General features: G+C 70.3%; 18 protein-coding genes and 4 pseudogenes. 15 read left to right on the top strand and 7 right to left on the bottom strand.

Annotation, left to right across the window (positions count from 1 at the left end; translation table 11 throughout):
* Window positions 1-692: 692 nt before the first annotated feature.
* Complete coding sequence (gene eccCa / locus ABT245_RS05895; RefSeq protein WP_351729105.1) at window positions 693-4,733, top strand: type VII secretion protein EccCa; 4,041 nt, start codon at window positions 693-695, stop codon at window positions 4,731-4,733.
* A 663-nt stretch (window positions 4,734-5,396) separates the two neighbouring features.
* Here eccCa and ABT245_RS05890 read toward each other — a convergent pair.
* Window positions 5,397-6,662, bottom strand: a complete 1,266-nt coding sequence (locus tag ABT245_RS05890) for a S8 family serine peptidase (protein ID WP_351729102.1) — start codon at window positions 6,660-6,662, stop codon at window positions 5,397-5,399.
* A gap of 230 nt (window positions 6,663-6,892) precedes the next feature.
* Between ABT245_RS05890 and ABT245_RS05885 the strand changes: the two genes are divergently transcribed.
* Together ABT245_RS05885 and ABT245_RS05880 are read left to right on the top strand one after the other, a co-directional pair.
* Entirely contained in the window at window positions 6,893-10,249 is a 3,357-nt protein-coding gene (locus tag ABT245_RS05885; RefSeq protein ID WP_351729099.1) for a right-handed parallel beta-helix repeat-containing protein, read from the top strand.
* Between the two features lie 185 nt (window positions 10,250-10,434).
* Window positions 10,435-10,524 (top strand): annotated as a pseudogene (locus ABT245_RS05880) (type II toxin-antitoxin system RelE family toxin); the annotation flags it as partial.
* A gap of 117 nt (window positions 10,525-10,641) precedes the next feature.
* Here the strand turns inward: ABT245_RS05880 and ABT245_RS05875 are convergent.
* Window positions 10,642-12,060 carry an ATP-binding protein gene (locus tag ABT245_RS05875; RefSeq protein WP_351729096.1) on the bottom strand — a complete coding sequence of 473 codons (1,419 nt, stop codon included), beginning with the start codon at window positions 12,058-12,060 and terminating at the stop codon, window positions 10,642-10,644.
* Between the two features lie 290 nt (window positions 12,061-12,350).
* On the opposite strand from ABT245_RS05875, the gene ABT245_RS05870 reads away from it, so the two are divergent.
* The 10 genes and pseudogenes from ABT245_RS05870 to ABT245_RS05825 all read left to right on the top strand — a co-directional run.
* On the top strand, window positions 12,351-13,271 hold the full coding sequence (locus ABT245_RS05870) for an alpha/beta hydrolase (RefSeq protein WP_351729093.1): 921 nt from the start codon (window positions 12,351-12,353) through the stop codon (window positions 13,269-13,271).
* 92 nt (window positions 13,272-13,363) lie between these two features.
* Window positions 13,364-14,170 carry an IclR family transcriptional regulator gene (locus ABT245_RS05865; protein ID WP_351729091.1) on the top strand — a complete coding sequence of 269 codons (807 nt, stop codon included), beginning with the start codon at window positions 13,364-13,366 and terminating at the stop codon, window positions 14,168-14,170.
* A gap of 159 nt (window positions 14,171-14,329) precedes the next feature.
* Entirely contained in the window at window positions 14,330-14,977 is a 648-nt protein-coding gene (locus tag ABT245_RS05860; RefSeq protein ID WP_351729087.1) for an ABC transporter permease, read from the top strand.
* Complete coding sequence (locus ABT245_RS05855; RefSeq protein ID WP_351729085.1) at window positions 14,970-15,974, top strand: ABC transporter ATP-binding protein; 1,005 nt, start codon at window positions 14,970-14,972, stop codon at window positions 15,972-15,974. Before ABT245_RS05860 ends, ABT245_RS05855 begins: the two co-directional genes overlap by 8 nt.
* Window positions 15,971-16,729, top strand: coding sequence for an ABC transporter permease (locus tag ABT245_RS05850; RefSeq protein WP_351729082.1), 759 nt, complete (start codon window positions 15,971-15,973; stop codon window positions 16,727-16,729). Before ABT245_RS05855 ends, ABT245_RS05850 begins: the two co-directional genes overlap by 4 nt.
* Window positions 16,730-16,800: 71 nt before the next feature.
* Window positions 16,801-17,751, top strand: coding sequence for a glycine betaine ABC transporter substrate-binding protein (locus ABT245_RS05845; RefSeq protein WP_351729079.1), 951 nt, complete (start codon window positions 16,801-16,803; stop codon window positions 17,749-17,751).
* Window positions 17,748-18,605 carry a carbon-nitrogen hydrolase family protein gene (locus tag ABT245_RS05840; protein ID WP_351729076.1) on the top strand — a complete coding sequence of 286 codons (858 nt, stop codon included), beginning with the start codon at window positions 17,748-17,750 and terminating at the stop codon, window positions 18,603-18,605. Before ABT245_RS05845 ends, ABT245_RS05840 begins: the two co-directional genes overlap by 4 nt.
* A complete protein-coding gene (locus ABT245_RS05835; RefSeq protein WP_351729073.1) occupies window positions 18,598-19,431 on the top strand; it encodes a DUF6282 family protein in 834 nt (277 codons plus the stop codon). Before ABT245_RS05840 ends, ABT245_RS05835 begins: the two co-directional genes overlap by 8 nt.
* A gap of 67 nt (window positions 19,432-19,498) precedes the next feature.
* Entirely contained in the window at window positions 19,499-22,351 is a 2,853-nt protein-coding gene (locus ABT245_RS05830) for an FAD-binding and (Fe-S)-binding domain-containing protein (RefSeq protein ID WP_351729070.1), read from the top strand.
* Between the two features lie 88 nt (window positions 22,352-22,439).
* A pseudogene (locus ABT245_RS05825) lies at window positions 22,440-22,764 on the top strand (JmjC domain-containing protein); the annotation flags it as partial.
* Window positions 22,765-22,835: 71 nt separating this feature from the next.
* On the opposite strand, the pseudogene ABT245_RS05820 reads toward ABT245_RS05825, so the two are convergent.
* Window positions 22,836-23,501 (bottom strand): annotated as a pseudogene (locus tag ABT245_RS05820) (AraC family transcriptional regulator); the annotation flags it as partial.
* Here ABT245_RS05820 and ABT245_RS05815 point away from each other — a divergent pair.
* A pseudogene (locus ABT245_RS05815) lies at window positions 23,493-23,678 on the top strand (MBL fold metallo-hydrolase); the annotation flags it as partial. The pseudogenes ABT245_RS05820 and ABT245_RS05815 sit on opposite strands and share 9 nt — an antisense overlap.
* Window positions 23,679-23,761: 83 nt before the next feature.
* On the opposite strand, the gene ABT245_RS05810 reads toward ABT245_RS05815, so the two are convergent.
* Window positions 23,762-23,968 (bottom strand): hypothetical protein, encoded by a 207-nt coding sequence (locus ABT245_RS05810; protein ID WP_351729068.1) that lies wholly within the window; start codon window positions 23,966-23,968, stop codon window positions 23,762-23,764.
* Window positions 23,969-24,343: 375 nt separating this feature from the next.
* The gene (locus ABT245_RS05805; RefSeq protein ID WP_351729066.1) at window positions 24,344-24,652 is read right to left on the bottom strand and encodes a hypothetical protein; all 309 of its coding nucleotides are present in this window, start codon (window positions 24,650-24,652) and stop codon (window positions 24,344-24,346) included.
* Window positions 24,653-24,747: 95 nt separating this feature from the next.
* Here ABT245_RS05805 and ABT245_RS05800 point away from each other — a divergent pair, with 95 nt between their 5' ends.
* A complete protein-coding gene (locus ABT245_RS05800) occupies window positions 24,748-25,290 on the top strand; it encodes a hypothetical protein (protein ID WP_351729063.1) in 543 nt (180 codons plus the stop codon).
* 386 nt (window positions 25,291-25,676) lie between these two features.
* Here the strand turns inward: ABT245_RS05800 and ABT245_RS05795 are convergent, their stop codons facing one another.
* Window positions 25,677-25,931 (bottom strand): Txe/YoeB family addiction module toxin, encoded by a 255-nt coding sequence (locus ABT245_RS05795; RefSeq protein WP_351729060.1) that lies wholly within the window; start codon window positions 25,929-25,931, stop codon window positions 25,677-25,679.
* Window positions 25,928-26,209: a type II toxin-antitoxin system Phd/YefM family antitoxin gene (locus ABT245_RS05790; protein WP_351729057.1), complete on the bottom strand. Its 282-nt coding sequence runs from the start codon at window positions 26,207-26,209 to the stop codon at window positions 25,928-25,930. The genes ABT245_RS05795 and ABT245_RS05790 overlap by 4 nt, the downstream gene beginning before the upstream one ends.
* Window positions 26,210-26,314: the final 105 nt, after the last annotated feature.

The raw sequence follows: 26,314 nt of genomic DNA, 5'->3' as shown, positions 1-26,314 counted from the left end.
AGAACACCCCCGCCCCACCGACGAGTTCCCCAGCGGAAGGGCTCTACAGTTTCGGTGCGCAACGCCCCGTCTCCCCCAGGCCCCCGCCCGCCCCACCCAAACCCCCGCACCAACCGACCAACGCCCAGCCGACCACACCGCTCCACCCAGCCGACGGCTCCACGCCTCCTGACCGCACCACCCAGTTGACCGCTCCCGTCCGACGGCTCCCGTCCCACCCCCGGCCGATCACACCGCCCGACGTCTCACCCAGCGGACCCCCCGCCCGCCGCCCTCGCCGGACGAACCACACCGACCACGAACGCCCGCCCGCCCGACCAAGCAACTCCGTCCGCCCACCCACCAACCGCCCTGCCACATCAGCCACTTGACCGCCCCCGGCCGACCGCTACGCCCGCCCGACCACCCGACCGCCGACTCCCTGCCCGCCGACTCAGCCCAGCCGACCGATACGCCCGCCTGACCGCCCCGCCCCGCCGACCACTCCCCCGGCCCGCCCCACCACTCGCCCGACCACACCCCCGCCCGCCCCCTCACGCCAGCCGGCCAACGCGCCCACCTGACCGACCCGTCCAGCCGGCCGACCGCCCGACCGCCCAAACCGTTCCGTTTCGTCTGACCGCTCTGTTCGACCGTTTCGATCGGCCCGCCGTTTTGGCCGTGTGGGCTCTCGCCGCCGAGGAGGCTGTCCCTTGAGTGTGGTTCTCTTCCGTCGTCCGGCCCGCCGCCGGGCCCCGGACCTGCCCGAGGGAGAGCTGAGCCTCCAGGAGCCGCCCACCCTGCCGGAGATCGTGCCGGACACCTCCGCGGTGTGGAACTACCTGCCCATGGGCATGATGTCGGCCTCGATGATGCTGCTGTTCATCCGCATGGGCACCGGCAGCTCGACCCTCGGCTACACCGCCCTGGCGCTGATGGTGACCGCCTCCGGCCTGATGATCCTCGGCCAGGTGATGCGCAAGGCCGGCGACCGCAAACGCCGGCTCAAGGGCGAACGCCGCGACTACCTGCGCTACCTCCGGCAGACCCGGATCCAGGTCCGCGGGGCGTTCGTGCAGCAGCAGTACGCCCTGTCCTGGCGGCATCCCGAACCCGCCGCGCTGTCGTCGCTGGCCCGCACCTCCCGGCTGTGGGAACGCAGGCCCGGTCACGACGACTTCGGCGAGGCCCGGCTCGCGGTGGGCGGACAGCGGCTCGGCCTGCGCCTGGCACCGATGTCCACCAAGCCCGTCGAGGACCTGGAACCCCTGTCCGCGCACGCCCTGCGCAGTTTCATACGTGCCTACGCGACCGTCCCCGACCAGCCCATCGCGCTGTCCCTGCGGGCCTGGTCGCGGGTGCTGTTCCGGGGCGACGAGGAACGTATCCGCGGCGCCGTCAGGGCCCTGGTGGCACAGCTCGCCGTGTTCCACTCGCCCGACGACCTGTGGCTGGCCTTCTGCGTGGCCGAGGACCGCCGCGCGGACTGGGAGTGGGTGAAGTGGCTGCCGCACGCCCTGCACGCCGAGGAGCAGGACGGCGCAGGCCCGGTGCGGCTGGTCGTGTCCACCATGACCGGCCTTGAGGACCTGCTCGGCGCGGAGTTCCAGGAGCGGCCGGCGTTCGACCCGGAGGCCGTGCCGGGCCGGGAGGAGCCGTTCACGGTGATCGTGGTGGACCAGGGGAGCGTGCCGAGCGGCCACCGGTTCGACGGCGCCGGATTCCGCAACGCCGTTGTGCTGGACCTGTCCGGCGAGCTGACCTGGCGTCCCGGACGCTCCACGCTGCGCCTGGAGTTCAGCGAGGACGAGGGCAGGGGCGGGCGCCGGAACCGGACCACCGGCACCGTCACACTGGTACGCACCGACCGCAACCGCCAGGAGCAGCACACGCTGCTCGGCCGTCCCGACCGGCTCGGCCCGGCCATGGCACGGGCGGTGGCCATGCGGCTGTCCCCGTACCGGATGGCGTTCGGCGGTGACGGCGCCGAACCGATGTCCGCGGACATCGAGTTGACATCGCTGCTCGGCCTCACGGACCTGCACCGCTTCGATCCGCGGGAGCTGTGGGCGCGCCGTGGCGGTTCGGACCGGCTGCGGGTGCCCATCGGCATCAGCGCCGAGGGCGGCCCGGTGGAGCTGGACATCAAGGAGGCCGCGCAGGGCGGTATGGGCCCGCACGGCATGCTGATCGGCGCGACCGGTTCCGGCAAGAGCGAGACGCTGCGCACCCTGGTGCTGGCGCTCGCGCTCACCCACTCCTCGGACACCCTCAACTTCGTGCTGGTGGACTTCAAGGGCGGCGCCACCTTCCTCGGCCTGGACGAACTCCCGCACACCTCCGCGGTGATCACCAACCTGGCCGACGAGGTCGCGCTCGTCTCCCGTATGCAGGACGCCCTGCACGGCGAGCTGATACGACGTCAGGAACTGCTGCGGGCGGCCGGCAACTACACCTCGGCCCTGGAGTACGAGCGGGCGCGGGCCGCGGGCACCCCGCTCCAGCCGCTGCCCAGCCTGTTCGTCATCGTCGACGAGTTCAGCGAACTGCTGGCCGCGCACCGGGAGTTCATGGAGCTGTTCGTGATGATCGGCCGGCTCGGGCGCAGCCTCGGCGTGCATCTGCTGCTGGCCTCGCAGCGGCTGGACGAGGGCCGCATGCACCAGTTGGAGAGCCATCTGTCCTACCGCATCGGTCTGCGTACCTTCTCGGCCATGGAGAGCCGGGGTGTGCTGGGCGTGCCGGACGCCTACCATCTTCCGCCGCAGCCCGGCAGCGGCTATCTGAAGAGCGGTGTGGAGGAGCTGACCCGGTTCCGTGCCGCATATGTCTCCGGGCCCTACGAGCACCGCAGCGGGCCGGTGGCACAGGCGCGGGCGGCCGGCCAGGTGGTGCCCTGGACGACGGACTGGATCGTGCCGCGCCCGGCGCCGGACACTCCGGATGATCCGGAGGTACCGGACGTGCCGGAGGGGAACGCCGCCGCGCCGGACGAGGAGGAGCTGCCCGGCGCCGGGCAGACGCTGCTGGCAGTGGCCCTGGACCGGCTGCGCGGCTCAGGACCGCCCGCCCACCAGGTGTGGCTGCCGCCGCTGGACGCCTCGCCCGCCCTCGACCAGATCCTCCCGCCGCTGGCGCCGCACCCCGACTACGGTCTGACCACGGTGGGCTGGGCGGGTCGCGGCCGTCTCACGGTGCCCGTCGGCATCGTCGACCGCCCCTTCGACCAGGTACGGGACCTGCTGACGGTCGATCTGTCCGGCGCCGGCGGCCATGTGGCCGTCGCGGGTGGCCCGCAGAGCGGCAAGAGCACCGTCGTACGGACCCTGATATCGGCGCTTGCCCTCACCCACACCCCGCGTGAAGTGCAGTTCTACTGCCTGGACTTCGGCGGCGGATCACTGGCCGGGCTGGTCGAACTGCCGCACGTCGGCTCGGTGGCCGCCCGGGTCGACACCGAGCGGATCGGGCGGACCGTCGCCGAGGTCACCGCCATCCTGGAGGACCGCGAACGGCTCTTCCTCCAGCACGGCATCGCCTCGATGCCCGACTACCGCGCCCGCCGGGCGGCCGGTGAGTTCGCCGACCAGCCGCACGGCGATGTGTTCGTGGTCGTGGACGGCTGGTCCACCGTCCGCCAGGACCACCAGGACCTGATCCAGACGTTCACCCGGATCGCCGCCCGCGGTCTCAACTACGGCATCCATCTGATCGTCACCACCGCCCGCTGGGTGGAACTGGCCGCCGCCGTGCGCGACCAGGCGGGCACCCGCATCGAGTTGCGGATGGGCGACCCCATCGAGTCCATGGTGGACACCCGCCGGGCCAGGACGGTGCCCGCCGCCCCGGGACGTGGCCTGACCATCGACGGTAAACTGCACTTCCTGTCGGCGCTGCCGCGGATCGACGGCGTGGAGAGCGCCGACGACCTCGCGGCCGGGGCGTCCGCCCTGATCCTGGACGTCAAGGAGCACTGGACGGGTCCGCGGGCGCCCGAGGTACGGCTGCTGCCGCAACTGCTGGCCGTCGGCGAGCTGCCGCCCGCGCAGACCACCGCGGAGGGCGGGCTGCGCGTCGCGCTGGGCGTGGAGGAGGACAAACTCGCCCCCGCCTGGCACGACTTCTCCGTCACCCCGCACCTGCTCGTCGTCGGCGACACCGAGAGCGGCAAGACCAACCTGCTGCGGCTCGTCGCCCGCGCGATCACCGAGCGGTACACACCCGAGGAGGCCCGGGTGCTGGTCGTGGACTACCGCCGTGACCTGGTGGAGGCGGTACCGCAGGAGTACCGGCTGGGGCACGCCGTGTCCATCGACGCGCTGCGCGAGCTGGTCAGCGGCGCGGCACGGGCGATCCGGCTCCGGGTGCCGGGGCCGGACATCACCCCGGACCGGATGCGGCGGTGCGACTGGTGGACGGGGCCGCGGCTGTTCGTCCTGGCCGACGACTACGACATGATCGGCGCGGGCCCCGGCAACAACCCCTTCATGCCGCTCCTGGACCATCTCGCGCTCGGCTACGAGGTCGGTCTGCACATGGTCGTCGCCCGCTCCGCGTCCGGCGCCGGCCGCGGCCTCCAGGAGGCCCTGCTGCGTCGCATCCAGGAGGTCAACTCCCCCGGTCTGCTGCTGTCCTGCCCGCCCACCGAGGGCTATCTGTTCGGCAACATCAAGCCCCGCATCCTGCCCCGCGGCCGTGCCATGCGGGTGGCCCGGCGGGCCATGACCCTGGTACAGACAGCCCAGGTCGACTAGCGGCACCACTGCGCCGCCCGAGCCGTTGACGCCGCCGTTCACCTGCGGCGCCATTGCGTCGGCCGGCTCATGGCACGCCGGCGTTCGTCCGCAGCGCCGCCGCGCCAACCGCACCGTGGCACGCCGACGTTCACCTGCGGCACAACTGCGCCGACCGGACCGCTGACGCCGGCGTTCACCTGCGGCACCGCTGCGTCGGCCGACTCGTGACACGCCGGCGTTCGTCCGCGGCGCCGTCGTGGCCGGTCGCGCAGTTCCCCGCGCCCCCCCACCGGGGCGGCAACCGCCGGCCGACCGCCCCAACTGCGGGCAGTCATGCCGCTGGGACGGCACACGTGGGCGCAGCGGCACCCGCAAACACGGGCCAGCCACCCACCGCCCTACACACCCACAAGCCAGTCGTGACCGCGCGCGCAGGCCCCCGCGCCCCCACCGGGCGCAACCGCCCGCCGACCGCCCCAACTGCGGGCAGTCATGCCACTGGGACGGCACACGTGGGCGCAGCGGCACCCGCAAACACGGGCCAGCCACCCACGCCGTACACACCCGCAGGCCCGTCGTGTCCGGTCGCGTAGCTCCCTTCACCCCAATCGTGGGCGCACGCCCGCAGGCAAAGCCGACCCGGCACCCGGCAGCACCCGCCACCGCGCCGCAGGCTCACGCTCAGGTCGGCGGGCGCCAGCCGCGTGCTCGGCCGCGGGGGATCACCGTCGCCGCCGCGGCCACCACCAGCACCAGCACCGCCATGACACCGGCGGACAGCAGCGCCCGGTCCCGGGGGGTGGTGGACACCGCGGGCAGGTGCAGCGGGGCGATGCTCGGCGGTGCGGCGGGGGTGCCGGAGCCGGGCGGGACCATGGAGACCGCCGCGTACGGGTCGAGCCGGGGCGCACCGCCGGTCGGCGCGGCGGAGCCGGTCAGCCGGGCGGCGGTCTCGGCGGCGGTCAGGTCGGGGTGGTAGGCGCGCACCAGGGCCGCGGCACCGGCGGCGAACGCGGCGGCCGCGGAGGAACCCGCGGCGATGTAGTGCCCGGAGCCGCGCGGCCCGATGCCGACCACCGGGCCGCCGGGGGCGGCCAGGTCCGCCCCGGCGAGACCGGCGGCGCTGTCCAGCATGCCGCCGTCGGCCGTCACCCCGACCACCGACAGGGCGCCGGGCGCGGACGCCGGCCAGTACCGCGGGGCGCCCTCGCCGTCCCGGGGCTCGATGTCGGGCGCCGCGGCGGCGACGACGAGGACCTGGTGATCGGTGGCGTACCGGACGGCGGCCGTCAGTTCGGCCTCCCCGGTGGTCAACGCCGCGGACACGGCGATGACTTGGGCGCCGTTGTCGACGGCCGCTCGGATGCCGTCGGCGACCCGCTCGGCGGTGGCGTCGCCCCGCTCGTCGGTGCCGCGCACGGCGAGTATCCGGGCGCCCGGTGCCACGCCGTGGACGTCCGTGCCGTCGGTCTGCGCGGCGGCGACGAGGCCGGCGAGCAGGGTGCCGTGCCCCACGCAGTCGTCGGCGGCGTCCCCGACGGCGGTGACCCGCCCGGACAGCGCCGCCGCCGTGCCCGACACCCCGGTGTCCACCACCGCCACGGTGATGCCCGCGCCCCGGGACAGCTGCCACGCGTGGGGCAGCGACAGGCTCCGCTGGGCCCAGGTCGCGGCCCGCGCCGTACGGTTCGAGGCGGCGGTGCAGGGGTCGTCGTCGCCCAGAGTGAGCGGGATCGGCGGCAGGCTCGTACTGCCGCTGCCGTCGCCCGCGGACGCCGAGGACGAGGGGGCGGGAGAGGGGGAGGCGGCCAGGGCGGGCACCGGGGCGTACAGGGCGCACACCGCCGTCACGGCCAGCGCGCCCAGCCCCGCGGACAGCCTGAAGTGGAAGCGGGAGCAGGGGGGTTGGGGAAGCCGTGGGGACCGGAGAAACCGGGATTGCCTCATGTGGCGCATGATAAGGGGAAGCCCCCGGCGTACTCGGGCGGGCGTTCGAGCGGGCATGATGGCCCCAGCACCACGACCCGTACCGCCCCGGGGAGGATCCAGCGCAGCCCTCGCGACGCTCTGCCGCCGCCCGCTGTTCACCGCCCGGTCCTACAGTCTGTTTACTTGTCCCCTGTCGCCCCACCTGACTGCCGTCGCCCTGACGTCGCTGACGAGGAGGAGATTCGAGCGTGGCACGCCAGCTGCTCTCGGTCGGTCCCGAAAGGCCCGATGGGCCGGACAGCTTCCGAACGATAAGCGAAGCCTTGGCCAAGGCCCGTACGGGCGCGGTGATCAGCGTCCTGCCGGGGCGATACGAGGAGAACCTGCGGATCTCCCGACGGGTCACCATCGTCGCCGAGGGCTCGCGCGGCAGCGTGGAGATCGCGCCCCGCTCCGGCTCCGCCGTGACCCTGGCGGCCGACGCCGTGATGCTCACCGATCTGGTGCTGCGCGGCCCGGACGGCGACGACGTCCCGGTCGTGGACGCCTTCCAGGGCCAGGTCGCCCTCGACGGATGCGATATCGCCGGCACCGGCTGGACCGCGGTGCTCAGCCGCAACACGGGCTCACTGGCCATGCGCGGCTGCCGGATCACCAACCCGGAGGGCGCCGGCGTCGTCGACACCTCGTCCGAGGAGAGCGTCGTCGCCGACTGTGTGCTGGAGAACCTGGGCAGCTCCGCCGTCGTCATCAGCGAGAAGGCCCGCACCACGGTACGCGGCTGCACGATGCGCGACAGCCGCGGCAACGGCGTCCTCGCCAACGGCCAGGCCCGCGGATCGGTCGAGGACTGCGACATCTCCGCCACCGACAAGCCCGGTGTCGCGCTGGAGCAGCACAGCGCCACCCGGGTGCTCCGTACCCGGGTGCACGACCTGGCGATCGGCGCCCTGGTGACCAGCGCCTCCCGCCCGGAGCTGACCGAACTCGACGTTCTGGCCACCGCCGAGCACGGCATCCTCGTCTCCTCCGGCGCCGAGCCCGTGCTGCGCCACTGCCGGGTGAGCCGCACCAAGGGCAGCGGCCTGGCCGTCACCGGACGGGCCCGGGGGACGTACGAGGACTGCGCGTTCACCGACTGCGCGGGACCCGCCGTGCTGGCCACCGAGAGCGCGGCGCCGATGCTGACCCGGACCGTGGTACGGGACTGCTCGGCGGCGTCCGCGGTGCTGCTGACCGGGGAGTCGGCGGCCGAGTTCGACCGTCTTGAGGTGACGTCGGCCACCGGTGTCGGCATCTCCGTGTTCTCCGGCGCCAATCCGCTGATCCGGCGGGCCCGCGTGGTGTCGGCCGGCGGCCACGGCGTGGAGGTCGTCAAGGGGGGACGCGGCCGGCTGGAGGACTGCGTGATCGAGAAGGCGGGCGACGCCGCCCTGCGGGTCGCCGACGACGGCCGCCCGCACCTCGGCAACAGCAGCCTGTCGGACGCCGCCGGACCCGGCGTCCTCGTCGCGCCGGGCGGCCTGGCCGACCTCCGCGACACCGTCGTGGACGGCAGCACCGCGGAGGGCGTCCGGGTCGAGGAAGGCGGCGAGGCGTCCCTGGTGCGCAGCCGGATCACCTCCTCCGGATCGCACGGCGTGCTGCTGGCCGCCGGGGCGCGCGCCGCGCTGGGCGGCTGCGAGGTCTCCAGCGGTCAGGCCGACGGCATCCGGGTCGAGACCGCCGAGCGGGTCTCCGTCCGTGACTGCACGGTCAGCGACAACCGGGGCGCCGGGCTGCGGCACACCGTCCGGGACGGCATGCTCACCGTGGACCGGCTGTCCAGCGTGGCGAACGGCGCCCGGGACGCCTGGGACGGCGCACCGCCGCCCGCCCCAGCGGACCCCGCAGGACCGGCCGCCAAGGACGAAGGGCCGGCCGAACCACAGGGCCCCGTCGAGGAGTTGGAGGCCCTGGTCGGACTGGAAGGCGTCAAGCACCAGGTCAAGAGCCTGGTCAATCTGACCCGGCTGGCCCAGCGCCGGGCCAGCCTCGGCATGCCGGCCCCGCCGATGAGCCGGCACCTGATCTTCGCGGGCGCCCCCGGCACCGGCAAGACCACGGTCGCCCGCCTGTACGGCTCCATCCTGGCCGAGCTGGGCGGGCTGCGCTCCGGCCACCTCGTGGAGGTCTCCCGGGCCGACCTCGTCGCCCAGGTCGTCGGCGGTACGGCGATCAAGACCACCGAGACGTTCAACCGGGCGCTCGGCGGCGTGCTGTTCATCGACGAGGCGTACACGCTGGCCTCCGACAGCAAGAACTCCGGGGCCGACTTCGGCCGTGAGGCCGTCGACACCCTGGTCAAGCTGATGGAGGACCACCGCGACGACGTGGTGGTGATCGCGGCCGGCTACTCCAAGGAGATGGACTCCTTCCTCGCCGTCAACCCCGGTCTGGCGTCCCGCTTCGCGCGCACCATCGAGTTCGTCAACTACACGGTCGACGAGTTGGTGACCATCGTGGAGAGCCTGTGCGAGCGGCACCGCTACGAACTCGCCCCCGACACCAGGGACGCGCTCGCCACGCACTTCGCCGATATGCACCGGGGCCCCAACTTCGGCAACGGCCGGGTGGCCCGGCAGGTGTTCGAGGAGATGGTGGACCGGCAGGCGTTCCGGCTGGCCTCGCTCCCGGAGGCCGGGGAAGTGGATCTGACGGTCCTGCTGCCCGAGGACGTCGGCGAGGCCGCGGCCGCCGCCGTCAGGGCCGCCTCGTCCGGTCACCGGGCCACCTCACCGCTGGACGAACTCAGCGCGATGGTCGGCCTCGAAACCGTCAAGCACGAGGTCACCGACATGATCAACCTGCTGTCGGCGTCCCGGCAACGGCAGGCCGCCGGGCTGCCCGCCTCCCGCATCAACCGGCACCTGGTCTTCGCGGGACCGCCCGGCACCGGCAAGACCACGGTGGCCCGGCTGTACGGGAAGCTGCTGCGCTCGCTGGATGTGCTGCCCCGCGGCCAACTCGTCGAGGTGGCCCGCGCCGACCTCGTCGGACGCTATGTGGGACACACCGCCCAGCTCACCCAGGAGGTGTTCGAAAAGGCGCTCGGCGGCGTGCTGTTCATCGACGAGGCGTACACCCTCACCCCGCCCGGATCCCCCTCGGACTTCGGCCGGGAGGCGGTGGACACGCTGCTGAAACTGATGGAGGACCACCGCGAGGACGTCGTGGTGATCGTGGCCGGCTACACCGACGAGATGCACCGCTTCCTGGGCTCCAACCCCGGCCTCGCCTCCCGCTTCTCACGGCACGTCGAATTCCCCGACTACAGCTCGGAGGAACTCGTCACCATCGTCCAGCAGCACGCCGCCGCCTCCGGCTTCGAGTGCGCCCCCGACGTGCCGCAGGCCCTGCTCGCGTTCTTCAAGGCCCAGCCCCGGGACCGCTCCTTCGGCAACGCGCGACTGGCCCGGCAGACCGTCGAACAGATGGCCACCCGCCAGGCCCGCCGCCTGGCGGCAATGCACTCCCCGACCATGTCCCAACTCCAAACCCTGCTCCTGGAGGACCTGCCCACCCCATCCCCTAGACAGCACGACACCGCCCATGGCGGCACCTGATCAGAGCGGCTGACGGCCCGCCACCTCACGGCCGCGCAAGTCACCGAATCGCACCGGCAGTTGGCCTCCCGCTACCACCCCGAAGCCGACCGCCGGGGCAGCATCGAAACGTCCCGCGGGCGCCGCCCGATTTTGCTGTCGCCCGTGGGACACGGACCGCGCCACGTCCTGCCGCCTACGGGTGCGACTGTCGCGTGATCCACACGATCGACAACGGCGAGCTGGTGGTCTGGGGGGTACACGTCGGACATCGCTCCACCGTCCACGGCACCTGAAAACTCCTGCCGTCACGCCAGGCAGTAAGGGGCCGAGGTCGAGGGACTCATCCGCACCGTCCGTTCAGCCTGATCGCGCTCCCCGGCTCTTCCCGTGCCGCGCCTGCCATCCGGCACTCACAGCCGCCAGGCGGTCAGCAGATCGCCGGGGCCGTACGCGGCGTCCAACCCCGGACAGTCGACTCCGCTGCGCGAGACCGCCACAACGGGAACGGGTTCGCCGGTGAGGGCGGCGCGGTGGCGGTGGAGAGCGGCCAGGTCGTGCCGGTCGAAGGGCGACTGTTCCAGCCACTTGATGGAGCCGACGAAGAACAGTTCCTTGGCAATGGGGGCGCGGTCCGCCCCGACGACATCGATCTCGACATCGTTGGTACGGGTCCAGTAGCCGCCCACTGCGGGGGCCGCGGGCAGCCGGTCGTCGGGCAGTATCCGCGCCAGGGCCTCCCGGACAAGGGGCTCGACGGCCCGGCCGCGCCAACTGGTCCAGTTCTCCCGGATGCGCGCCAACGTCAGATCGCCGCGCCCCCGCTCGATCTCCTCCATCGACGGGCCGAGCAGGTGCAGCCAGAACCGCAGGTAGGGATCTGTCACCCGGTAGCGGCGATCCTTCGACGGGCGCAGCGATACGGGCAGCTCGCCGGCGACGATCCGTTTGTCCGTAAGCAGCTCCAGCGCTCGCTGCAGCGGTGTGGCCCCGATACCGCCGGCTGCACGGGCGATATTGGTGAAGGTCCGCTCGCCACTTCCGATGGCCGCCAGCACCGTACGCGCCTGAGCCTGCGGGGGGAATTCGGCAGCCAGCGAGCGCTCGGCCGACACCAGCAGGGCCGAGACCGGGTCGCTCAGCGCCTCACCGAGGAAGTCCCACAGCCCCGCGCCCCGCGTCCAATCCGCGCAGATCAGCGGTAGCCCGCCGGTGACGAGCGCGGCGTCGAAGGCTTCCGCCGGTTCCAGTCCGAGCATCCGCCCCACCTCGGCTGGGTTGAGCGGTCCCAGCACCATCTCCCGGCCGCGCTGATGGAACGGTCGTCCGTAGCTGTTCAGTGCCTCCATCATCGACAGATCGGAGCCGATGAGGACCAGCAGCACCGGCTTGGTCTCCAGCACCCGGTCCCAGGCCCGTTGCAGCATCCCCTCAAAGACACCACCGGCATCCATCAGATACGGCACCTCGTCGATGACCAGAACGCTCGCCCGGTCGGCGGGCAGCGCGGCGGCCAGCACATCGAAGGCGGTATCCCAGCTCTCCGGCCGGGCGGCGGCCACCAGCCCCGCCAACGGCAGCGTCGACGCTCGGGCATCCCGGGCCAGCCGTGCCAGCTCGTCCCTGAGGGACGCACCGGTCGCCGCGTAGAACAAGAACGGGGCTCCGGAGCGCTCCGCAAACCGCTCGACCAGTCGCGACTTGCCCACCCGGCGCCGCCCGCGCAACATCACACACCGACCGGGCCGCTCCCTGCCAAGCCCTGCCGCCACCTTCTGGAACTCTCGCTCCAACGTCGCCAGCTCCTGCCGACGGCCTACGAATTCGACCATTCCTGCCGACCTCCACCCATGACACCAACGTCGATGTTACTAACACTTACATTAGTAGACCAGGCGGCCGCATGGCATTCGGCAGGATCTCCCGACAACCGATGGCCACCCTGGCGTTGCAGAATTTGCACTCCTCTGTTGCGTTCACCACATCACGCCGTGAAAGTGGCCCCCTGAGACCTGCGGCACACTCTCGACATTTGCGCAGGAATCCCAGCCAGCAGAAGCGGTGGAGGCAGCCCGAGCGAGCGGGGCTGAGCCGGCCCATCGGACCAACACAAGGACTCATCGTGATCCAGAAGGAAACCGCGTTCTACAGCGAGGGCAGCCGTCTCAAGGCCACCATCTACTACCCCGACGACATGCCGGAGGGCGGACAGCACCCGGCGCTGGTGATCAACTCCGGCTACCAGGGATTCAACGAGTTCTACCCGAAGATGTTCGCCCAGCGGATGACCGAGCGCGGGTTCGTCTGCCTGGGCTTCGACTACCGCGGCATGGCAGACAGCGAGGGGGAGAAGGGCCGGGTCCTGATCGAGGAGCAGGTCCAGGACGTGCGCAACGCGGCGACCTTCATCCGCTCGCAGGAGGACATCGACCCCCGCCGCGTCGGCCTGATCGGCTGGGGCATGGGCGCCGCGAATGTCGTCCTGGCCGCGGAGAAGGCCGGCGACATCGCGGGCGTCGCCGCCCTGAACGGCTTCTACGACGGGGAGCGCTGGCTCCAGTCCATCCACACCTACGACGAATTCCTCAAGATCGTCGACGAGGTGGCCGAGGACCGGGTCAACCGAGTCCTGCACGGCGAATCCAAGCTCGCGGACACCTTCGCCCACTACCCGCTCGACCCGGCGACCGGCGACTACGTCGAGAAGGAACTGTCACAGGTCTATGGGTTCGGGCATCCCACCCGGCTACAGTTCACGGAGTCCATCCTGGACCTGAAGGTGGAAAACGTGGTGGCGAACCTCGCCCCGACACCTCTGTTCATCGCCCATGGCAAGCAGAACTCGCTGCACCCGTATGCCGAGGCCGAATCCCTGTACGCGGCCGCCGGTTCGCCCAAGAACCTCTACACGATCGACGGACGGCACAACGACTTCATGTTTGTCGACCACCCGGAGTTCGTGCTGCTGTGCGACCGCCTGCGGAGCTTCTTCGACGAGGCGTTCAGTGTCTCCGCCGCTCCCGTCCGGAGCATCTCGGCCTGACTGCCCGGCCAGGCGGTGCAGAAAATGCAACACCGTGTTGCATGTGACATCGCCCACCATCTAGCTATTCATACCGCTACCAAGGACTCGGTATGGCTCTTGAGCAGAAACAGACGACCCACGCTGCGCGGAGCGGTGCTTCGCGCGTGATGGCGATCCTGGACGCGCTCGCGTCGGCGGATCTGGCCGCTTTCCCGGACGGGCTGAGCGTGGCCGATGTCGCCAGGGTGCTCGGACGCGAGAAGTCCGTCGTGTCCCGTCAGCTCAAGAGCCTGCTGGAAACCGGCATGGTCGCCCGCCGTGATTCGGGGCGGTACGAGCTGAGCTGGCGGCTCTTCGCGCTGGCGGTCCGGGCGGGCGACCAGCGGCTGACCAAAATGGCGGCCCCGCTGCTGCTCAAGCTGACCGAAACCGTCCGGGAGCGCACCTACCTGAGCGTTCTCAGCGACGGCGAGGTGCTCACCGTACTGTCGGAGGGCTCCCGCCGGTCGATCGAGGCCGTGAACTGGGTGGGCCGCACCATCCCGGTGCACCGCAGTTCCAGTGGCATGGCACTGCTGATGGACTACGAGGACGAGCACATCCTGGACACGGTCCGGCGCAGCGTGAACAGGGTCTCCGACCGCGAGGCACGCGAGTTCCTCGCCCAGGTGCAGGAGTCCCGCCGACGCGGATACACGGTCGCGAACCGGATCTTCGACCCGGAACTGCTGGGCATCGGGGCACCGGTCCGGGACTTCACCGGCCGGATCAAAGCCGCGGTGAACATTTCCGGTCCCGCGTTCAGGATCGAGCCGCACATCCAGGCATTCGGCGGGCACCTGTTGTCGACGGTGCGGGCCTTGCAGGCTTCCCTCTGCTCCGACGTGCGCCCCGGCGCCGATCCGAGCGATTGCTGACGGCCGCCGAAGCGTACCGACACCCATTCCGAGCCCCGGAGAACCGGAGATCACCATGCGATATCTCACTCATCCCCGTCCCCAGTCCGGTCTCGCCGGCCCCCGGCAGCGTGTCCTGCCCGCTCCCGCCGACTGTGCGTGCGGAGAGTCGGTCACCCCATGAACCTCGTCTCGTACATGGCCGACAACGCGAGCTATCTGGTGTTCCTGACCGAACAGCACATCGAACTCGTCCTGGTCAGCGTCGCGATATCCACGGTCGTCGGGATCGGGCTCGCCCTTGTCACCCAGTCCGCTCCTGGCCTGCGCCAGGCCCTGTTGTCCCTGACGGGGTCCCTGCTGACCATCCCCTCGTTCGCCCTGTTCGCCCTCATGATCCCCGTCCTGGGACTCGGGGTGGCCCCGACGATCGCCGCTCTGGCCGTGTACGGGGTCTTCCCGATCCTGCGCAACACGGTGACCGGCTTCGAAGGGGTCGACCCGGCCGCCGTCGAGGCGGCACGCGGCCTGGGCATGGGGGCGCGGCAGCGGATGCGCACCGTCGTACTGCCGCTGGCCTGGCCGGTGATCCTCAACGGGATCCGGACGGCGACGATCATGCTGGTCGCGACGGCGGCCATCGGAGCCGTCGTACGCGGCCCCGGCCTGGGACAGCTGATCTTCCGGGGGCTTGACCGCATCGGGGGAGCGAACGCGCTGGAGGAAGCCCTCTGCGGAGTGATCGGGGTGGTGCTGGTCGCTCTGGTCCTCGACCTGCTGTTCATCGGTATTGCCAAGATCACTGCTCTGCGAGGCTTGAATGTCTGACCGACCCACCCCCAGCCCCGACACCGTGATCTTTCTGGACGAGGTCTCCAAGCGATACCCCGGCCAGGGCAAGGCGGCCGTCTCCGAGCTGTCCATGGAGATCAAGCGGGGAGAGTTCGTCGTCCTGGTCGGCCCGTCCGGCTGCGGCAAGACCACCACCCTGCGGATGATCAACCGACTCGTCGAGCCGACCGCCGGGCGGATCTTCATCGACGGCAAGGACGTCACCCACGCCGACGTGGACGAACTGCGGCGCGGTATCGGCTACGTCATCCAGCAGATCGGCCTGCTGCCCCATCTGACGATCGCGGACAACATCGCCCTCGTGCCCAGGATGCTCGGGGTGAAGAAGTCCGAGCGCCGTCAGCGGGCGAAGGACCTGCTGGAGATGGTCGGGCTCGATGCGACCGTCTACGCCGATCGCTACCCCCGCCAGCTGTCCGGCGGCCAGCAGCAGCGGGTCGGCGTGGCCCGCGCGCTCGCGGCGGATCCGCCGGTGATGCTGATGGACGAGCCGTTCGGCGCCGTGGACCCCATCGCGCGGGAGAAGCTCCAGATGGAGTTCCTGCGGCTACAGGAGCGGATCCGCAAGACGATCGTGATGGTCACACACGACATCGACGAGGCACTGCGGCTGGGCGACCGCATCGCCATCTTCGGCCCCGGCTCCCGCCTGGCCCAGTTCGACACCCCGCTGGAGATCCTCACCAACCCCGCCGACGACTTCGTGCGCGACTTCGTCGGATCCGGCGCCCCGGTGCGGCGGCTGTCGCTCCTGAAGGTCTCGGACGTCCTCGCCTCCGCCCCCACCGGCACGCCCGCCACGGCGAACGCCATAACGGTCGACGCCGGTGAAAGCGTGCACCGGGCGCTCGAACTGGTCCTGGCCGCCAGGGCGGAGGGCATACAGGTCAGCGTTCCCGGGGACACCGGCCGTTTCCTCGACCTGCAGACCCTGCTCACCGCGGCCGCCCAGCCGGCGAAGGTCCTCTCGTGAGCGCCGGGGCCGTCGAGGCCATCACGGAATCCGACACACGCCGCTCCCGGACATGGGTGCTGCCGGTGGTCGTCCTCGTCCTGCTGGGAACCCTCTGGGCCTACGTCGGCTCGCTCCGGCTGGACTCCATCGAGACCCGCAGCCTGGCCTCCGACGTCGTCATGACCGCCCTGTGGGAACACATCCAGCTCGTCGTCACCTCGACGCTGCTGACCATCGCCATCGGTGTTCCCCTGGGCGTGCTGCTGACCAGGCCCGGCATCAGCAAGGCGGGCGTGATCGTGCTCGCGGCGGCCAACGCCAGCCAGGCGGTGCCGTCCATCGGCGTGCTGGTCGTGCTGGCCATGGTCTTCGGTGTCGGCTTCTGGATGGCTGTGCTGGCGCTGGTGCTGTACGCCCTGCTTCCCGTACTGCGCAACACGATGGTCGGGATCCGTCATGTCGACCCCGCCCTGATCGACGCGGGCCGCGGCATGGGGATGAGCGGCCGGGAGGTGCTGTTCACCATCGAACTGCCCCTGGCGGTCCCGGTGATGCTGGCCGGCATCCGCGTGGCGCTGATCCTCAACGTCGGCGTGGCCACCCTCGCCGCGTTCACCAACGCCGGTGGCCTCGGCTCGGTCATCTCCGCCGGCATCTCCCTCGACAGGACACCCGTCCTCGTCGTCGGCAGCGCCCTCACGATGGCCCTGGCCCTGACCGTCGACTGGCTGGCCGGCCTGGCCGAGCGAGTCCTGCGTCCGCGCGGCATCTGAGACCGCCCGTCGTTCTTGATCCACCCCAACGTCCACCCCAACGCCGTCAAGCACCAGGAAAGGACTTCAGCATGCGCAGAAACATGATGGCCGCGGCAAGCCTGCTCAGCCTCGCGCTCACCAGCGGCTGTGCTCTCGGCAGCAGTGGCGCCGCCGAGGGCAGCGGCCCGGCCGAGAGCGGCCCCCTCAAGGGGGTCACTGTGAACGTCGCGTCCAAGAACTTCACCGAGCAACTGCTGCTGTGCGAGATCACCGCCGAGCGGCTGGAGTCGCAGGGCGCGAAGGTCAAGCGGACCTGCGGCATCAGCGGGACCAACGCCGTCCGCGCGGCGCTGGCCGGCGGCGACGTGGACATGTACTGGGAGTACACCGGTACCGGCTGGCTGGCCCTGCAACAGCACGGCACCGTCAACGACCCGGAGGCCATGTACAAGAAGGTCAGCGCCCTGGACAAGGCCAAGAACGACGTGGTGTGGCTCCCGCCCGCCGCGGCGAACAACACGTACGCCGTCGCGGTGAAGACACAGACGGCGAAGAAGCTGGGCGTCTCCACGCTCTCCGAGTACGCCAAGCTCGCCGCGCAGAAACCGGGCAGCGCCGGCTTCTGCGGTGCCTCGGAGTTCTTCGGCCGTGACGACGGCTGGCCCGGGCTGCAGAAGGCGTACGGCTTCAGCCTTCCCAAGAGTGAGGTCGCGGAGCTGGCCGAAGGCCCGATCTACAACGCCATAGCCAAGGGAAACCCCTGCCCCTTCGGTGAGGTCTTCGCCACCGACGGCCGGATCTCCGCGCTCGGGCTGACCGTCCTGAAGGATGACAAGAAGTTCTTCCCGCCCTACAACCTGTCCCTGAACGTTCGAGGCGCCGTCCTGAAGAAGTACCCGAAGATCCAGACGGTGATGGATCCGGTGAGCAAGCTGCTGACCACCACCGCACTGCAAAAGCTCAACGCGGAGATCGACGTGGACGGCAAGAGGCCCGAGGAGGTCGCGAGCCAGTGGCTCAGCGCCAACAAGCTGAAGTGACAGCAGGCGTGGAGGAGACCCGCACGCTTCGCGTGGGACTCCTCCAGACCGCGCCGGTCTTCGGCGCGGTCGAGGAGAACCTCGCCCGCATCGCCGAGCTGCACAACGGCCTCGGCCCTGTCGACCTCGCTCTCACCCCGGAACTCTCGGTCAACGGCTACGGATTCACCCCGCACGCGGAGACAGCCCTCTTCACCAGCGACGATCCCCGGCTCGCCGCCCTTGTGTCCGCAGGTGTCGCGGTGGGCTTCGCCGAGAAGAACCCTGACGGGCTGCCCTGGAACAGCTATCTGCTGGCCGACCCGCTGACCGGCACCCGGCACCTCCAGCGCAAGCTCCAGCCCGTTTCCTACGCCCCGTGGAACGAGCACCTGTCGTTCCAGCCGGGTACGGAGCTGCGGACCGCCGACTTCCCCGCGGCCAGGATCGCCACCGCCATCTGCAACGACATGTGGCATCCCTTCGTCCCCTGGCTGGCGGCCCGACGCGGTGCCGAAGTCCTGATCGTGCCCGTGGCCAGCATCGAAGGCGCCGACCCGGCAAGGATCCGTCGCACGTGGGAGGTGATCCTGGAACACACCGCGGTACTGCTGCAGTGCTACGTCGTCTTCGTCAACCGCTGCGGTACGGACGGCGGATACCGGTTCTGGGGCGGCTCACGCGTTCTGGGCCCGGACGGCAGCCTCCTCGCCCACCTCGGGGACGAGCCGGGTACCGCCTTCGCCGAACTCGATTTGACAGCCCTGCGTCGGCTGCGCGCAGATGTCCCCCTGCTCGCGGAAGCCCGGACCGAGTTGCTCACCGGGACCTTCGGAACCGGCGATGACTGCGAAGGGGAGCAGCTCCGTGTTTGACGTACATGTCCATGCCGCCCCCGACGTCCTCGACCGGATCGGATACGACGACCAGATCGGGGCCGGTTACGCCGCGGCAGGCTACAGCGGCTTCGTCCTGAAGGCCCACCACGAATCCACCGTGGGCCGGGCCAGCGCCCTCAGCCGTTCCTCCGGACTCGAGGTCGTGGGCGGCATCGCCCTCAACCGTGCCGTCGGCGGGATCAACCCGGCGGCCGTCCTCGCGGCCCTGACCACCGGCGGGCGGGTCGTGTGGTTCCCCACGGCGGACTCCCACACCCAGGAAAGCGCCCGGCTGCCCCGGCTGGGAGACCTGGACGGGCGTCTGGACCGCGCCGTGCTCGCCGTCCCGCCGGTCCTTTCCCCGGGCGACCCGGCCGCAAAGGACGTCGCCTTCGTTCTCGACCTGATCGCCGAGCACGACGCCGTGCTGTGCACGGGACACGTCAGCGGTGCCGAGTGCAGATGGCTGCTGGACCAGGCCGAGGCCCGGGGCATCAACCGGTTCCTGCTCACCCACCCCTCCTACACCGTCCCCGGCATGGAACCGGATGAGATCGCCGCGCTCGCCGAGCGGGGCGCGCACGTCGAGATCACCGCCTACCAGCTCTTCCACCAGCCCGGGATGACCGCCGCCCGGCTGGCAGCCGTCGCCCGGGCGGCGGGCTCCCGTCTGGTCCTCGCCTCCGACGCGGGACAACCCGACAGCCCAGAACCTCCCGCGGCCCTCGAACAGCTCATCACCGCGCTCGCCGCCGAAGGACTGGACCCCGGCCGGCTTCGGGACGCCGCCGCCGACATCCCCAGACGGCTCGTCCTCCCGTAACAGCCGTCGAACACAGACCCAAGGCCGGCCCCCAGCACACCCGAAGGCCCCTCAGGAGCAACACGACATGGACGCGATCATGGCACCCCATCCGAAGGCCGAGGCGTTCCTCGACGCCCTGCGCGGACGCCTCGGCGACCTCGTCGACGACTCGTCCCTGACCAGGGCCCTCTACTCGACGGACGCCTCCAACTACCGGATCACCCCCCAGGTCGTGCTCACGCCCAGGTCGAAGAGCGACGCGATCACCGCCGTCGGCATCGCCCGCGCCCACAAGGTGCCGGTCACGGTCAGAGGAGCAGGCACCTCCTGCGCCGGCAACGCCGTGGGCCCCGGCCTCGTGATCGACTTCTCCCGTTTCATGAACCGTGTGCTGGCGATCGATCCCGACGCCTGCACGGCCGTCGTCGAACCCGGCACCGTCCTGGCCACCCTCCAGAACACGGCCCAGCCCCACGGGCTGCGCTTCGGCCCCGATCCCTCCACCGCCACCCGCTGCACGATCGGCGGGATGATCGGCAACAACGCGTGCGGTCCGCACGGCCTCTCCTACGGGCGCACGGCCGACAACGTGGTGTCCATGACCTGGCTGACCGGCAACGGCGACGTCATCACGGTCGGCTCGGGGACCGACGCGCTCACGGTGGTGCCCGGTCTGGACACCTTCGTGGCGGAGAACCTGGCCGTACTGCGCACCGAGTTCGGACGCTTCGGACGCCAGATCTCCGGCTATTCCCTGGAACACCTGCTCCCGGAGAACGGACGCAACCTCGCGGCCGCCCTGACCGGAACCGAAGGCAGCTGCGGCATCCTCCTCGAAGCCACGGTCAGACTCGTCCCCCGGTCCCCCGCGCCGGCCCTGGCCGTCCTCGGCTACCGCGACATGCCCACCGCCGCGGACGACGTCCCCCACCTGCTCCCCTTCCACCCGCTCGCCCTGGAGGGCCTGGACGCCCAACTCGTCGACGTCGTCCGCCGGGCACACGGCAGCACCAGCGTCCCCGCCCTGCCCGTCGGCGGTGGCTGGCTGATCGCCGAAGTCGCCGGCGCCACCTCCGAAGAGGCAGTCGCGGCCGCACACGAACTCGTCGCCGCCTCCCGCTCGCCGGACGCCGTGGTGCTGCCCGCCGGCCCCGAGGCGACCAGGCTCTGGCAGATCCGCGCCGACGGTGCCGGCCTGGCCGGACGTACCGCCGACGGCAAGCAGGCCTGGCCCGGCTGGGAGGACTCCGCCGTCCCCCCGGAACACCTCGGAGACTATCTGCGCGGCCTCGAAGCCCTCATGGCCGACGAGAACGTCTCCGGGCTCGCCTACGGCCACTTCGGCGACGGCTGCGTCCACGTCCGCATCGACTTCCCCCTGGACACCGACGGCACCCCGATGCGCAGATTCCTCGAACGCGCCGCGGCCCTCGCCACCCAGCACGGCGGTTCCCTCTCCGGCGAACACGGAGACGGCCGCGCCCGCTCCGAACTGCTGCCCGCCATGTACAGCCCCGACGCCCTGCGCGCGATGGAGACCTTCAAAGCCCTTTTGGACCCCGACGACCTCATGAACCCCGGGGTCGTCGTCCGCCCGGCACCGGTGGACGCCGATCTGCGCCGGCCCCAGGCCCGCCGTCTGCACGCCACCGACGGCTTCGCCTTCGCCCACGACGACGGGAACGTCACGGATGCCGTCCACCGGTGCGTCGGGGTCGGCAAGTGCCGGGCCGACCTGCGCGAACAGGGCGGATTCATGTGCCCCTCCTACACCGCCACCCGCAACGAGAAGGACTCCACCCGCGGCCGCGCACGGATCCTCCAGGAGATGCTCAACGGCGGCGTCGTCACCCACGGCTGGAGTTCCCCCGAGGTCCACGACGCTCTCGACCTGTGCCTGAGCTGCAAGGCATGCGCGAACGACTGCCCCACCGGCATCGACATGGCCACGTTCAAGTCCGAGACGCTCCACCAGACATACAAGGGACGCCTGCGCCCACTCAGCCACTACACCCTCGGCCGGCTTCCGCAATGGCTCAGGCTCGCCGCACCGCTCGCCCCCCTCATCAACCTCGCCGGCCGCACCCCGCTGCTGCGCAGAGCCATGACGACGATGATGGGAGCCGACCCCCGCCGCTCGCTCCCGACACTGCCCCGGACACCGTTCCGCCGGAGCAGGCGACGAAGGACCACCGGAGAACGGACGGACGGGCCCAAAGTCCTGCTCTGGGTCGACTCCTTCTCGGATGCCATCAGTCCGGGCATCCCCCGGGACGCCCTTCACGTCCTCCACGCCGCCGGGTGCGACGTCGAGATCGCCGACTCCAGGGCCTGCTGCGGCCTGACCCTCGTCTCCACCGGCCAGCTCACCGCCGCCAAAGCCAAGCTCCGCAAGACCCTCGACCTCCTCGTCCCACACGTCCGTGACGGGCGGACCGTCGTCGGCATCGAGCCCAGCTGCATCGCCACCCTCCGCTCGGACCTCGTGGAACTCCTCCACGACGACCCCCGCGCCGCCGAACTGTCCAACTCGGTCAAGACCGTCGCCGAGTTCATGGCCTCCATCGGCTGGACCCCGCCGCAAGCAGCCGAGAAGCTCCTCGTCCAGCCCCACTGTCACCACTACTCGGTCATGGGATACGACGCGGACCAGGCGCTCCTGGAGACCATGGGCTGCGATGTCGAGACCTCCGCGGGCTGCTGCGGCCTCGCTGGGAACTTCGGCATGGAAAAAGGCCACTACGAAGTCTCGGAGAAGATCGCACAGGACGGCATCCTCGCCAGGGCATCCGCGAGCCCCGACCGGCAAATCCTCGCCGACGGATTCTCCTGCCGCACCCAGGTACGCGACCTCGCCGGCCTCGACAGCCGCCACCTCGTGCAGATCATCGCCGATGCCCTCCGCAGCTCGACGACCACACGGAGGCCACCGTCGTAACAGCGACTGCCGCAACGCCGTGAGGCACACCCCCGACACCCCGGGGTCGCTCGCCAATCAATGAGGCTTCTGGATTCCTGCTGCACCGGTCCCCCGACGGCACTGGCACCAGGCGATGCGAAAGGGGCACGGCTCGGGGAAGAGCCTGCACGGCACGTCCGGAATCACCAAGCGCACGGAGGCGAGCCGGCTCGCGTGGTTGGGCGACTGGTGCCGGGAGAACGAGACCTTTCGGCATGACCTCGACCGCCGGCGCGAGGCGAGCAAGCACTCAGGCCCTGACCGACGCTGCCACCCGCCTGATTGGCGAGCGGCCCCCCGCGGACTTCCTGGCCGCGTACGAGCAGGCGATGCCGTTTTCCCGGCACGTGCCCTTCCTGGACGCGCTCGGACCACTCGACGCCGTGGTGTGCATCGGCAACCGCGACTGCGGATGCCATTTCACCATGACTGTGAGCGTCACTGCCTGACCGGGTGCCTGCTGTCAGTTTGTCTCGACGTCAGCGGATCGTCCCGCGGCCTGCGCTCGATACCGCCCCGGTGTGGTGCCGAACTCCCGTTGGAAGGCGTGGGAGAGCGCGTACGGGCTGCCGTAGCCGACTCGGCCTGCAATGGTGGCCAGGGTGTCCGGGGTGTCCCGGAGCAGGGTGGCGGCGCGGATCACGCGCCACCAGGTGAGGTACGCCATCGGAGGGCGGCCGACCAGGGTGGTGAACCGGCGCGCCAGGGTGGGACGGGAGACACCCGCCTCCGCCGCCAGACGGTCATTGCTCCACGGCGCGGCCGGGTTCGAATGCAGCGCCCGCAGGGCGGCGGCCGCCACCGGGTCGCCCAGTACGCGGGGCCAGGCTCCGCTGGGAGCCTCGGTCATCCAGGCGCGGATCATGTAGACGAGCAGGAGGTCGAGCAGGCTCGGGAGCGCCACGCAGGAGCCGGGTCGCATCTCATCCAGCTCACCGGCGAGCAGATCGATGGCGGCACGGAGTTCGAGGTGGCTGCTTACTCGGCTGGAAAGGTGGACGACCTCAGGCAGCTCTGCCATGAGCGGATGCATACGGCTGCAGTCGAGCCAGTACTTGCCGCAGAGCATCTCTGTCTCGTAGCGATCGGGCTGGGTTCGCGGCTCTGTCTCCGCAAGCCATCCCCGGAACAAGCGATGGCCAGCCGCCGTCGGATTCTCGGGCGGGCGGCTGACGAACGGGAGTTGCTCGTTCCCGCGCACTTCGGTGGCGCAGGGGCCCTGGAAGTACGACGTGACAGTGACAGGTTCGCCCTCGGCCCATGGGCAACAGCCAGCCGGAAGAAGAGTGCTCCCGCCTTCGAGTGAGCCGCGACCTCACCCGCTCACCGCCCCGCCGTCCTCCGTAGCCCTCGACGCCTCAGCGGACGGCGCGACCGTCGCCACCTGCTTCAGCCCGGGATTCCACGGGCTGAGCCGGGTGCATCGGCATCCGACACGGAACCACCCCCCTCGGCCCGGACACCGTCCACGAGGTGAAGCGCCTCGGCCGCGGCGCCGCCGAGCTGCTGGCCATCGCCGAGGACCTGCGGCACCACGACATCGAAGCCCGCGAACACGGCCGGCACGGCGGGCGCCCCGAGGTCATCGACGACCACCTGTCCGGGCCCACGACGGTCACGACCAGTGCTTTGAAGGGGACGCCACCAACACGGCGAAGGCAGTCTCGGTCTGCGTGGTACAGGACGCACGCGGCCGTTACACCGTCGAGGTGCGCCACGCGACAGGCCGGCGAGCACGCCGGCACGAGAAGAGCGGACTACAACGAGACAGCCTTCTTGCCACTTTGCGCACCGTGCTTCGCAATCTCCAGCACGGCAGCGAGAACCGCAGAATTCCATACTGTGCTGTTCCACCCACCAGCACGAGTGAGCGGGTGACTGGCTGTCTCCCTGCCGAGCTACACATGCGTACCAGCGGAGGCAGTCACGGCCTCAGCAGCCGGAGCTGCGGGTCGAAGCACACAAGCCCCATCATGCCGCAAGTTCCGCGGCGTAGGCCGAAGCCTCCTCGGCCATGCTGTAGCGCATGGGGAAGTAGATCAACGGGCCGGCCGCCTCACCGCTCAACGGCCCGGTCGACCAGGGAGAGGTGTCCTCCTCGTCCTCCGTGAGATCCACCCATCGCGCCAGGAGCCCTGCGACGTACTCGGAGATACGCGGTGACGGTGGAACCGCTTCGTCCGTGTCGATGTAGCGGTCGTACAGCTGGGCGAAGACCTCTCCCGCTATCGCATTGTCAGCGGGTTCTTCGCCTTGCCGAACTGCCAGGTCGTAGCTCATGGCCGCACTGTGGCACACGCCCATGACAGCGCGCCTTCGGCGTCACGCAGCATGCGACCAGACCCACTGTCCGAGGGCGCTGTTATCTTCCGCCCATGACCGCATCAGACGCTCTGCTACGCCGCCTCGAGCAAGACTCGTCGCTGGCTGCCGCGCTGGCCTGGCCAGGCGACTTCGACATCGATCGCCGGGATCCCGTCGAGGATCTCGTACTCCCATCTGGCAGGCCGCTGCGCCCGGTAGCCGGATGCGGCGCCGGCGGCACGTACTTCCTCTGCGGGGAAGCCGAGGCCGAGGAGCGGCCTGTCCTGTATGCCGATTCTGAGGGCCAGGCCACATTGATCGGCGCCGACCTCGTCGAGGCCATCACGCTCATCGCCGTACTGCCCTTCTGGCGCGACCTGGCGAAGGGCTTCGCGATCAGCGAGCTCGGCTCGGACCTTCGGGCCGACCACCCGGACTTCGACACCGAGCGCGACCGCCTTCTGCACGCCCTGGGGCTTGCTCCCATATCCGAGCAGGAGGCTACCGCTCGGCTGCTGGCCGTGGCTGCACGCACGGCCCCCGACTACGTGCCGCGCGTACCGGACGACGATCACCTGCCGTACGAGCTTCTGTTCCCGAGTGGTCCTGCGTAGCGAAGCCGGCGCTTGACGTCAGTACCTGGCGATGACCTGTCGTAGGTCCGTGCCAAGGATGTCTCCCAGTGCTCTGACGCCAGCCAGGGCCTGTCGGACCTCGCGCGTGGAGCGGCCGAACTGTACGACCGTCTCGGCCGGGACTGCAGCACCTGGTTCGGTCCGGGGCACAGCCGCACGCTCGACGCCTTTGAAGGTATGGCGCGGTGGTCAGCGCCTGAGACGAGGAACCCAGAAGTTCATGCGCCAGGCTATGGGTATGGCCTGTGTTCGAGAATCTCACATACTGCCCGTCGGATCCTGGTCTTCCTCTGCGGAAATTCCCCTTCGATCGCCCAGCATCAATCCGGCATGAGAGCGCCGACCCAGTACGGACGATCCTCCGGTCAGTAGTGATAGCGGGCTGCGAGGATCACGATCTCCTTGTCCGTGACCAGGTAGACGAGGCGGTGCTCGTCATCGATCCGCCTCGACCAAGCCCCAGGCAAGTGATACTTGAGCGGTTCGGGTTTGCCGATCCCCGTGAAAGGGTCACGCTTGACGTCTTCGACGAGCTTGTTGATCCGAGCGAGCATCTTTCTGTCGTTCTTGAGCCAGGACGTGTAGTCCTCCCAGCCCTGGTCCTCGAAGACGAGCCTCACTCAGCACCCACAGCAGAGTCCGCCACATCTGGATCAATCAGCTCGCGCTCCGACACGTTGATGTTGCCCAGGGCATTCTCGTACGCCTTGAGCAGTCTCCGTGCGTTCGCAGGCGAGCGCAGCAGGTACGAGCCCTCACGCAGTGCCGCGTAGTCCTCGGCCGAGACGAGCACAGCGTTGCCATGCTTGGACACGATCTCGATGGCCTCGTGATCGTCGTTGACTTTCTTGATCAGCGGAAAGAGAGCCTTACGGGCTTCGCTCGCAGTTATCGACACGGGTTGACTCCCTCCATCATGTGGTACCGAATAACGTACCACTAATAACCGCCCGAAGCGGGGGTTAAATGAGTGACAACCCGTCAGAAATCCCAGCACCGTCCC

It is taken from the genome of Streptomyces sp. NPDC001508 (assembly GCF_040298665.1).
Taxonomy (GTDB): domain Bacteria; phylum Actinomycetota; class Actinomycetes; order Streptomycetales; family Streptomycetaceae; genus Streptomyces.
Note: the sequence above shows the minus strand (reverse complement) of the source record. Positions and strands in the feature narration are given on the sequence as shown.